The following is a 9,777-nucleotide window of genomic DNA, read 5'->3' as shown; positions in this document are numbered from 1 at the left end:
CTCACCGAGATTGGCGCCGGCGAACAGCCCCTCCCCCGACCCCTCCCGCAAGCGGAAGGGGAGCGCACTGACGAGGGTATCGCTCACTTCACCAGATCCGGGATGCGCTCGAAGATGCTCGTGGTGAAGTCGCCGAGCAGCCCGAGGATCATGCCCCCGAAGATCACCAGGCTCACTGCGACGACGATCAGCTTGGGGACGAAGGTGAGCGTCTGCTCCTGAATCGAGGTCGCCGCCTGGACCATGCCGAGGATCAGCCCCGCGAGCAGCGCGGGCACCAGGATCGGCGCCGAGGCGAGGGCGACCACCCACATCGCCTCGCGCGCGACGGTGAGGAAATAGTCCGAGTCCACGCCTAGGTCCCGAAACTCGCGGCGAGGCTGCCCATGGTCAGCGCCCAGCCGTCGACCAGCACGAATAGCAGGAGCTTGAACGGCAGCGAGATGATCGTCGGCGACATCATCATCATGCCGAGGCTCATCAGCACCGTCGCGACGACGAGATCGATGACGATGAAGGGCAGGAAGATCAGGAAGCCGATCTGGAACGCGGTCTTGAGTTCGCTGGTGACGAAGGCCGGGAGCAGCACCGAAAAGGGAACGTCGGCGGGGCTCGCATAGGGGCCGCTCTTGGCCATGTCGGCGAACATCTTCACGTCGCGGTTGCGGGTCTGCTTGATCATGAAGCCGTGGAGCGCCTTGCCGGTACCCTCGATCATTTGCGTCGCATTGATCTGACCGGCGGCATAAGGCTGGATCGCCGTCGTGTTGGCTTGGTTGAGCACTGGCGCCATCACGAAGAAGCTGAGGAACAGCGAAAGGCCGATCAGCACCTGGTTGGGCGGGGTCTGCTGGAGCCCGAGCGCTTGGCGCAGCACCGACAGGACGATGATGATTCGCGTGAAGCTGGTCATCATCAGCAAGATGCCCGGCAGCACCGTGAGCAGGCCCATGATGATGAGGACCTGGAGCGACAGGCTGAGCGGCGCATTGCCGCCGCCGAGATCGCCCAGTGCGCGGTCGACCGCGTCCCCGACACCGGGCACGGGTGCCGGCGCCGGAACTGCCTGGGCGAATGCCGGCGCGGCGAAGAGGATGACAAAGGCGAGCAGCCCGACGAACAGGGCGGCGCGCCCGCCGATCGAGCGGGGAGCCGAGAGCCGCGCGAGCATCAGCCGGTGGCCTTGTCGACCAGGGTGACGCCGGTGCGGCTGACCGAGACGAGCAGTTTCTGCCCCTCGAACTCGACCACCGCGAGCCGCAGCCCGGGCGAGAGCATCATGGTTTCCTTGACCTGGACCATCCGCGTGCCCTGGTTCTTGGGCAGCCGCGCCTCGAGCTTGCGCCACGCATAGAGGCAGCCGATCAGCAGCCCGCAGACCAGCGGCAGCAGGATCACCAGCTTGAGGATGTACGACCACATCATGCGCGGGCAGTCCGCTTCTCCGGGCTGACCAATTCGGTCATCCGCACGCCGAACTTCTCGCCGACCGTCACCACTTCGCCGCGGCCGATCAGCGTGCCGTTGACGAAGATGTCGAGCAGCTCATTGGCGTCCCGGTCGAGCTCGATCACGCTCTCCTCGCCCAAAGCGAGCAGCTCGCGCAGCGACAGCGAAGTCGAGCCGATCTCGACGGTCAGCTTGACGTCGACATCCTGGAGCAGCCGGAAATTGGCGGCCACCGAAGTGTCGACAGGGAAACCCCCGGCCATGTCGTTCATCGGAAATCCTCTTCGCTGAGCTCGAATTGGGTAAGCCGGACCGCCGCGCGGCCATTGGCGGTGCCGACGAGGCCGGTGCCCAGGCGGCGCGACGCCACCATCACCGGAACCTCGGGGCCGAAATCGATCGGGATCACGTCGCCCTGCTTGAGATCGAGCAGGAGGCCGAGCGGGACGACCGGCTCGGCGAGTACCGAGCGGATCGGGAATTTGACGCCCATCACTGCGCGGGTCAGCCCGCTGCGCCATTCAGGCTCGACCTCGGCGGGGAGCCCGTGGACCTTGACCATCAAGGCGGCGGCGTGCGGCTTCAGCGCGGCGACGGGATAGAGGATGTCGACAAAGGCGGGCTTGCGCTCGCCGAGTGCGATGCCAAAGCGCGTGACCACCACTGGCTCGTCGGCGGCGAATTCGGGAAGCGCGCCGATATTCGCGCCCTCGACGCCGCGGAAGGCGACGCGGGTCAGCGGCTCCCAGGCGGCCTCAAGCGGCGCGGCCAGCATGTTGGCCAGCCGCAGCGTCAGCGCTTCGGCAGCAGGCGTGAATTCGGTGGGCAGCGGCGTGGGCGCCTCGCCCTCACCGCCGAAAAAGGCGTCGAGCAATTCGAACAGATATTTGCCGTCGAGCGCGAGCTGGACGCGCGCCTTGGCATTTCCCATCGCGAGCGGCTGCCACGCGGTGAGCGCATGGCCACGCTCGGCGCGGTAATCGGACCAGCGCTGGACCGACAGCGGCTCGGCCCAGCTACGCACCTCGGCGCGGGCCACTCCGTCGAATATCGGCTTCAGCGCCTTGGCCAAGCGCGCGCTGAGATGCTGCAGCGTGACCAGGTCGCCGAACGGATTGAGGTTCGTGCTGCCCAGCACCGGCGCGTGCTCCGTGCTGGCGCGGGGGCGTTCCCGCCGTTCGGCAGCACCGAGTTCTGAAGGGGCGTTAACCATGCCCGTTCACTGAACAATGAAATTGGTAAAGTAGACGTTACTTACGCCTCCGAAACCTTCCTTTTCTTTCAGGACGGCATTGACGGCCTTGACCAGTCGATCCTGGATGTGGCGCTTGCCCTCGGCAGTAAACACCTCGTCCTCGCTGGTTTCGCCCAATGCCATCAGCACTTGCGAGCGGATCGCGATCTCGTGCGTCTTGATGTTTTCGAGGACGCGCTCGTCATACGGCGTCGAGACGGCGATGCCGACCTGGATGAAGTGCACGCTGTCCTGAAGATTGGAGGTGAACTCCTTTTCCATCGGATAATAGCTGGAGGCATATTTGTCGCCGCCCTCGCCCTTCGGCGTGGGCTTGCCGTGGCTGCCTTCGGACGAGCTGCCTTCGCCATGGCCCTCGCCGCCCTCGGCCTTGAGCGCGGCGCGCTTCTCCTCGCTCTTGGCGAGCAATTTGGGCTCGTCGGATTCGGCCTCGGCGGGCTTCACGCTGAACCAGCCCGCCTGCATGCCATAGACCGCAGCGCCCCCGCCCGTGCCGAGCAGGGCGACGGGCAAGCCGACGAGGATGAGCAGCTTGCCGCCCTTCCTCTTCCTGGGCGCCGGGGTTGCGTCACTGGGTTGGGCCATGATGGTCTCCTTCGATCTCAGGCAATGCGGTCGTCGGCGGCGGCGGCGACGGTTGAATCGGATGGCGCGCGGCGCGGTGCCGAGGGCTGCGCCGCGGGATTGTGGCGAGTGTCGCGGTTCTCCCCCTGCCCGGCACTGCCGCTGTCGAAGCTGGTCTGGCCGAGCTTGAGCCCGCGCGCCTCGGCGAGTTCGCTCAGCCGCGGCTGTGCCTCGGCGATCAGCTGGCGCGCGGCCGGGGTCTCGGTGGCGAAATGGACATGGACGCGGTCACCGTCGTGGCGGATCGAAACGTCCACCTTGCCGAGCGCCTCAGGCATCAGGCTGAGCCGCGTCTCGCGGACCGGCGCGGCGTCACGCATCGCCTCGATCGTCTCGACCATCTTGCCCATCCATTGCTGGCGGCGGGTGTCGAGCGCTTCGTGCTGGGTGTCTGGCGTAGCAGGGACGGCATGGGGCGGCATGGCGTCAGGCACGGCTGGGGGAATCGCGAGACCGGAGGGGTCGATCGCCAGTGCCCGGCGCAGCGGCAGGGGCGCGGCTGGCACCGCCGCGGCGAGGGCGGCGAGAACCGGGCCAAACGGCACCGAGGGCGGCACGGCGAGGGCGGTAGCGGGAAGCGGCTGCGCCGTCTGCGGCCCTTCGAGCGGCGGGGACGAACGCCCGGCCGACGGCGCTGGAGCCTCAACCGGTCGCGCAGGCCGATCGCCCGGCTCGGAGGGCATGATTAGCCTCGCGCTAGTGGCTACCGGGGTCGCTGGCGGCACGGCCTTCGGAGTCGCCGCGTCCAGGATATCGACGGTCGGAGCCGCTTGCGCCTCGGGAAGCGCGATGGTCCGAGCCAGAGACGGCGCGGGTGCGTCCGCGACCGCGATTTCCGGGGCCTGGCGGGCCACCGGCGTCTCAGCTGCAGTCTCCGGCTGCGGAGCGGCTGCGAGCAGATCGGGAAGCGCGGCGACTTCGCGAGGTGCCTGGGTCGTTGTGTTTGCGGACGCCAAGGCGACGGGGGCAAAGCCCGGCGTCGGCGTGGGAGTTGGCGCCGGCGCGGCCGCGAACCAGACAAAGGCGATGTTGGTGCCGTCCTCGGGCGCGTCCTGCGCTTCGGCGTCGTCGTCGCTGTCCGCATCCTCGGCCGGCTCCGGCAAATCCTTGCCGGTCGTTGCAGGCATTTGCCGCCCGGGCAGCAACGCCTCGCCATCCGGCAACTCGGGCAGCGCCGCCTGCGGCACCGCCAGCGCGCCCAGCGCGCGCGCGAAGCTGCTACCGTCCACCGATGCCAGCAGAGCGGGACGAATCGGCCCGTGCGGCATGGCGGGAAGAGGCGTAAGCTGGATCAAGTGCGAAATCCCGGGATGAAGCTGGTCACCCGCGCATTTCAGCAAATATCGTGCCGTTTTCTCATGGCGGCGGGGAGCGCTTCGAGTTCGCGCAGGGCCTTGAGCGCGGCCTTGGCATCCTCGCGCTCGATCAGTTTCTCGATCGCATTCTGGTCGCGATGCGCCTCGCGGGTAGCGGCACGCGCGCTCTCCAGCCCCTGCTGCGCGACGATGACGCGGCGCTCGGCGGCGTGTGCCGACTGGTGGAGCCGGTCGCGATAATGCGCGGCAGCGATCAGCGAGGTCGCGAACGTGGGCGCTGCGGAGGGCGAAACATTGTCGGCGAGCGCCGCGATGCGTTCGCGCAGCGCCTTTTCCTGGTCGACCTTGGCGCGCGCCTGAACCTCGGCCGCGCGGACCTGGTCGAGCTGGAGCGTGCGGACCCGAAGCAGCCGTTCGAGCTTCTTGCCAGTCCTAGCCATCGCCGAACACACCGGTCAGCTCGGCAACGGCATCGCACAGGCTCACGACTTCATCGGCGCCCTGGCGGATATATTCGATCACCGCGGAGTGGCAGGCGATCGCCGCGTCGATCTCCTGATCGGCGCCGGGACGGTAGGCGCCCATCAGCACGAGATCGCGATTTTCCTCGTAAGTGGCGAGATGGCGGCGCAGCACGCGCGCGGCGTGGAGATGCGGTTTTTCGGCGATATCGGTCATCACCCGGCTGACCGAGGGGCCGAGGTCGATCGCGGGATAGACGCCGCGTTCGGCGAGCGCGCGGCTGAGCACGATATGCCCGTCGAGGATCGAGCGGGCACTGTCGACGACCGGATCGTTGCCATCGTCGCCATCGGCGAGCACGGTGTAGATCGCGGTGATCGAGCCGCCCGACGATATGCAGGTGCCGGCACGCTCGATCAGGCTGGGGAGCATTGCGATGGCGCTGGGCGGATAGCCGCGCGCGCTGGCGGGCTCGCCCAATGCCAGCCCGATCTCGCGGCCGGCATGGGCGACGCGGGTCAGCGAATCCATGATCAGCAGGACCTTCTTGCCCTCGGCACGGAAAGCTTCGGCGACCGCGGTGGCACGCAGCGCGCCGCGGATGCGCAGCACCGGCGAATGGTTGGCGGGGACCGCGACCACCACCGAGCGGGCACGCGCGGCGCCGAACACCTTGGTCTCGAGGAAGTCGGCGACTTCGCGCGAGCGCTCGCCGATCAGCCCGACCACCACGACATCGGCCTCGGCGGCGCGGACGATCATCCCGAGCAGTACCGACTTGCCCACCCCCGAGCCCGCCATGATTCCGACGCGCTGCCCCTGGCCGATGGTGAGCAGCCCGTTGATCGCGCGGACGCCGACGTCGAGCGGTTCGAGCACCCGGCCGCGGTCGAGCGGCGACTGGAGCTTGCCGGCGAGCGGCCATTTGCCCGCCCCCCGGATCGCGCCGAGCCCGTCGATCGGCTTGCCGGCGCCGTCGACGACGCGGCCGAGCAAGGCGGCACCGACCTCGGCCTCGCCGGGCGGGCCGACGGGGCGCACGGGCGCGTTGGGCAGCAGGGCTGCGGGGCCGCCGAGGTTCATCATCAAGGTGCGCCCGGCGCGGAAGCCGATCACTTCGGCCTCGACTCGCCCGGCCCCGTCGCCGATCGCGCAGACCGTGCCGACAGGTAACGAAAGCCCGACCGCCTCCATCAGCAGCCCGTCATAGGACGACAATCGCCCCGACACCTTGGCGCGCGGCGCGAAATCGCCGCAGCCGAGCCCGTCGAGATAGTCATCGGCGAAATTCGGATTCAGCATGCGGGCGGTATCGGCACGCGGTCGATCGCCAGCGCGAGCTGTTCGAGCCAGATGTCGGGCCCGTCCTCGACGATCGTCGAGGCGCTCTCGATCACGAAGCTGCCGCGCGCGACATGCGGATCGCCGACCGGGAAGGTCGTCGCGGGGAGCTTGCCCTGGACCAGAGGCACGTCGTCGGGATGCATTCGCAGCAAGGCCGATTCGGCGCTGTCGGCGAGCAGGTCGACCGCGGCGGCGATCCGCGCGGCGAGCACGTCGGGCGCCACGCCGGCGTCGCCGATCATCCGCTGGACGAGATGGAGCACGGTCTGGCGGAGATGCCCGGCCATGCGCTCGCGGTCGAAATGCGCGCCGCCGGCGAGCGCGGTCGAGACCTGATCGAGCAGCGCGGCCTCGCGGGCGCGGACTTCCTCGATCTCGGCGAGCGCGGCGGCGCGGCCCTCGGCGAACCCCGCCTCGTGTGCGGCGGCGATCGGGTCGACGAAGGCGGTGGGCGGGGCCGGCACTTCGACGGCGAACGGATCCCAACCTTCCGTGGGATTCACGCCCGGATCCGCGGGCGAGAAATGGCGCGGCGATACCGGCGCGGGCTCCTCGAAACCGCGACGGCCGATCGCGCCCATGTCGGCGGCGGCGAAGGCGGCGCCGTCGAACGCGCGGTGGAGCACGTGCGCGGCGGCGTGGATGCGGCCGGCGAAACCGGGGGCGAAGTCAGACATAGTCGTCATCGCTGCCCTTGCCCGGCATCTGGAGCGTGCCGTCCTTCACCAGCCCGCGCGCGGTCGCGATCATCACCTTCTGCGCGTCGAGCACGTCGGCGAGCTTCATCGGCCCGCGCGCTTCCATCTCGTCGCGGATGCCATCGGCGGCGCGGCTCGACATGCAGCCGAGGAAGCGATTTCGGACCTCCTCCTCGACGCCCTTCAAGGACTTGGTGAGGATCTCGGCATCGACGCTGCGGATCAGTGTCGAGAGATTCTTGTCGTCGAGTTCGAGCAGATTGTCGAAGACGAACATCGCCTCCTCGATCGCCCGGGCGACCTCGCGATCGATCTTGGCGAGCTTGGGCATCACGCGCTGCTCGGTGATCTTGCGCGCGCCCGAAAGAATCTTGGCTGCCTCGCGCGTGCCGCCCATCTGGAGCCCGATCGACTTGCGGCTACCGGCGGCGCGGTTGGCGAGCATCGTCTTCAGGGTCTCGATCGCCTCGGGCGGGACCGGTCCGAGCTTGGCGACGCGGCGCAGGATCTGCGGCTGGACGTCCAGCGGCAAGTGATCGAACACCTGCGCGGCAGTGTCGGAATCGAGCTGGGCGAGCAAGACCGCTGCGATCTGCGGATGCTCCTCGGCGACCATCGCGGCGATCTCCTCGGGCTCCAGCCATTGCAATTGCTCGAGCCCGGCATTGGCCTGGGGTGGCAGGATGCGGGCAAGCACGCCTTCGGCGCGGTCGGCCCCGAGCGCCTTGGTCATCATCCCCTCGATCTGTGGGCGCGGGTCGAATACCACGCTGGAGCGCCCCCGCGCCTTGAACACGAAATCGTCGAGGACCTGGTCGACCTCGGCCTCGCTGACGTCCGCCACGGTGAACATCGCCTTGCCGAGATCGCGGACCTCGTCGGGATCGAGCTTCTGGAGGATCGCCGCGGCTTCCTCCTCGCCGACGAGCATCATCAGCACCGCGGCACGCTCGACGCCGTTGAAGCTGCGCACCGCGTTCATGCCGCATCCGCCTTGATCATGTCGCGCACCGCAAGCGCGGCGCGCGCCGGATTCTCGCGAGTGAAGCCGCGGACCAGGCCGACGCGATCATCATAGCTGTTGCCGCGATCCTCGAGCATGTCGATCGACACGCTGGGGAGCGCCGCCGGCGCACCCTCGGCATCGGGATTGCCGATCGGCAGCCCGGGGCGCTGGGTGGCGTCCTCGCGCTTCTTGAGCAGGGCCTTGGTGAGCGGACGGACGCCGAGGAACAGCACCAGTAACGCGATCACCAGCGCAGTCGCGTTGCGCGCCGCCATCGGCACCCATTCGGCCTCGTACCAAGCCGGACCCGCCTTGCCGGAATCGGCAGCGGCGCTGAACTTGCGGCTGATCACGGTGACCTGGTCCTGCCGCGTGGCATTGTAGCCGACCGCGGCGCGGACCAGTTCGTTGAGCTGGTTGATCTCGGCAAGCGCGCGCGGCTTGCCGGGCTCCTCGCGCAGCACCACGGCGACCGAGAGGCGGCGGACATTGCCGGGCATCGCGCGGGTGACCGAGATCTCCTTGCCGGTCTCGTAGGTGCGCGTGAAGCTGTCGCTCTGCTTGGTCTGCGGCGGCGTTGCGGGAGCAGCCGGGGCGACCGGCGCGGCGCCGCCCGCATTGGGCGCGACCAGCTGGCTCGGCGGCGGCGGGGTGTTCGACAGCGTGCCGGGAATGCCGCCGGGGTTCGCATTGTCCTTCGACGTGCCAGTCCAGGCGCCCTGCTCGGCGCGCATCACCTGGCCCTGCTTGTCATAGCTCTCGCGCGTCGCCTGGCTCTCATCGAGATCGATATCGGCCTGGACCTCGGCGGTGAAATTGCCCGCGCCGACCAAGGGCGTGAGCAATTGCGCGAGCTGCTCGCGATATTTGTCTTCGACGCGGCGCTGGAAATCGATGCGCGTGTCGCCGGCGCTCGCGCCGTCCTTGCCGCCCGACTTCGACAGCAACGCCCCCATCTGGTCGACGATCGTCACCGCATCGGGCTGCATGCCCGGCACCGACGAGGCGACGAGATTGACGATCGCGCGGATCTGCGGCTCGCCCAGCGCGCGGCCCGGCTGGAGCTTGACGATGACGCTGGCCGAAGGCGCGGCGTGGTCCCGCACGAACGCCGAGGCTTCGGGCGTGGCGAGATGAACGCGCGCCTCGGCGACGGCATCGATCTCCTGGATCGAGCGGGCGAGCTCAGTCTCGCGCGCCTGGCGGAGGCGCTCGCCCTCGACTGCGCGGCTGACGCCCATCGGCAAATTGTCGAGGATCGCGTAGCCACCGGGCGCGGCCTTGGGCAGGCCTTCGCTGGCGAGCAGCATCCGCGCCTTGTGATAGTCATCCTCAGCGACGGTGATCGAGCCCGATCCGTCGATCTGGTTGGCAATGCCGGCGCCTTCGAGCGCGGAGGCGATCGCCGCCTTGTCGGCATCATTGACGTTGGCGAACAGGATCCGCTGCGGCGAGGTCGACACCATCGACCAGGCTAGGACGCCGGCGAGGACGAGCCCGATCAGGAAGACGAAGGGCAAGCTGCGCTTGACCGCAGGCTGGCCGAGCAGCCCGGTGAGCTGCTGGAGCGGAGCGCGGGCGGGGATGCCGGCGGCGTCGGTGGGGGCGAGTGCGTTGCTCATC

General features: G+C 68.8%; 12 protein-coding genes. All 12 read right to left on the bottom strand.

Translation table 11 applies throughout. The annotated features are described in order from the left end of the window. Window positions 1-83: 83 nt before the first annotated feature. Entirely contained in the window at window positions 84-353 is a 270-nt protein-coding gene (fliQ, locus tag AC3WJI_RS17575) for a flagellar biosynthesis protein FliQ (RefSeq protein ID WP_492758586.1), read from the bottom strand. 2 nt (window positions 354-355) lie between these two features. Continuing rightward, on the bottom strand, window positions 356-1,171 hold the full coding sequence (gene fliP, locus AC3WJI_RS17570; RefSeq protein ID WP_492758585.1) for a flagellar type III secretion system pore protein FliP: 816 nt from the start codon (window positions 1,169-1,171) through the stop codon (window positions 356-358). Continuing rightward, complete coding sequence (locus AC3WJI_RS17565) at window positions 1,171-1,425, bottom strand: flagellar biosynthetic protein FliO (protein ID WP_492758584.1); 255 nt, start codon at window positions 1,423-1,425, stop codon at window positions 1,171-1,173. Before AC3WJI_RS17565 ends, fliP begins: the two co-directional genes overlap by 1 nt. Next, the gene (gene fliN, locus AC3WJI_RS17560; RefSeq protein ID WP_100282815.1) at window positions 1,422-1,721 is read right to left on the bottom strand and encodes a flagellar motor switch protein FliN; all 300 of its coding nucleotides are present in this window, start codon (window positions 1,719-1,721) and stop codon (window positions 1,422-1,424) included. Before fliN ends, AC3WJI_RS17565 begins: the two co-directional genes overlap by 4 nt. After that, window positions 1,718-2,587 carry a FliM/FliN family flagellar motor switch protein gene (locus AC3WJI_RS17555; protein ID WP_492758583.1) on the bottom strand — a complete coding sequence of 290 codons (870 nt, stop codon included), beginning with the start codon at window positions 2,585-2,587 and terminating at the stop codon, window positions 1,718-1,720. The genes fliN and AC3WJI_RS17555 overlap by 4 nt, the downstream gene beginning before the upstream one ends. A gap of 81 nt (window positions 2,588-2,668) precedes the next feature. Next, the gene (locus tag AC3WJI_RS17550; RefSeq protein ID WP_492758582.1) at window positions 2,669-3,289 is read right to left on the bottom strand and encodes a flagellar basal body-associated FliL family protein; all 621 of its coding nucleotides are present in this window, start codon (window positions 3,287-3,289) and stop codon (window positions 2,669-2,671) included. Window positions 3,290-3,306: 17 nt separating this feature from the next. Beyond that, on the bottom strand, window positions 3,307-4,596 hold the full coding sequence (locus AC3WJI_RS17545) for a flagellar hook-length control protein FliK (protein WP_492758581.1): 1,290 nt from the start codon (window positions 4,594-4,596) through the stop codon (window positions 3,307-3,309). Window positions 4,597-4,661: 65 nt separating this feature from the next. Further along, window positions 4,662-5,084: a hypothetical protein gene (locus AC3WJI_RS17540; RefSeq protein WP_492758580.1), complete on the bottom strand. Its 423-nt coding sequence runs from the start codon at window positions 5,082-5,084 to the stop codon at window positions 4,662-4,664. Then, complete coding sequence (locus AC3WJI_RS17535; RefSeq protein WP_492758579.1) at window positions 5,077-6,408, bottom strand: FliI/YscN family ATPase; 1,332 nt, start codon at window positions 6,406-6,408, stop codon at window positions 5,077-5,079. Before AC3WJI_RS17535 ends, AC3WJI_RS17540 begins: the two co-directional genes overlap by 8 nt. Next, complete coding sequence (locus AC3WJI_RS17530; RefSeq protein ID WP_492758578.1) at window positions 6,402-7,136, bottom strand: FliH/SctL family protein; 735 nt, start codon at window positions 7,134-7,136, stop codon at window positions 6,402-6,404. Before AC3WJI_RS17530 ends, AC3WJI_RS17535 begins: the two co-directional genes overlap by 7 nt. After that, the gene (gene fliG / locus AC3WJI_RS17525; RefSeq protein WP_492758577.1) at window positions 7,120-8,130 is read right to left on the bottom strand and encodes a flagellar motor switch protein FliG; all 1,011 of its coding nucleotides are present in this window, start codon (window positions 8,128-8,130) and stop codon (window positions 7,120-7,122) included. Before fliG ends, AC3WJI_RS17530 begins: the two co-directional genes overlap by 17 nt. After that, window positions 8,127-9,776, bottom strand: coding sequence for a flagellar basal-body MS-ring/collar protein FliF (fliF, locus tag AC3WJI_RS17520; protein ID WP_492758576.1), 1,650 nt, complete (start codon window positions 9,774-9,776; stop codon window positions 8,127-8,129). The genes fliG and fliF overlap by 4 nt, the downstream gene beginning before the upstream one ends. Window position 9,777: the final 1 nt, after the last annotated feature.

It is taken from the genome of Sphingomonas sp. FW306-1B-B10E, from assembly GCF_058782005.1.
Note: the sequence above shows the minus strand (reverse complement) of the source record. Positions and strands in the feature narration are given on the sequence as shown.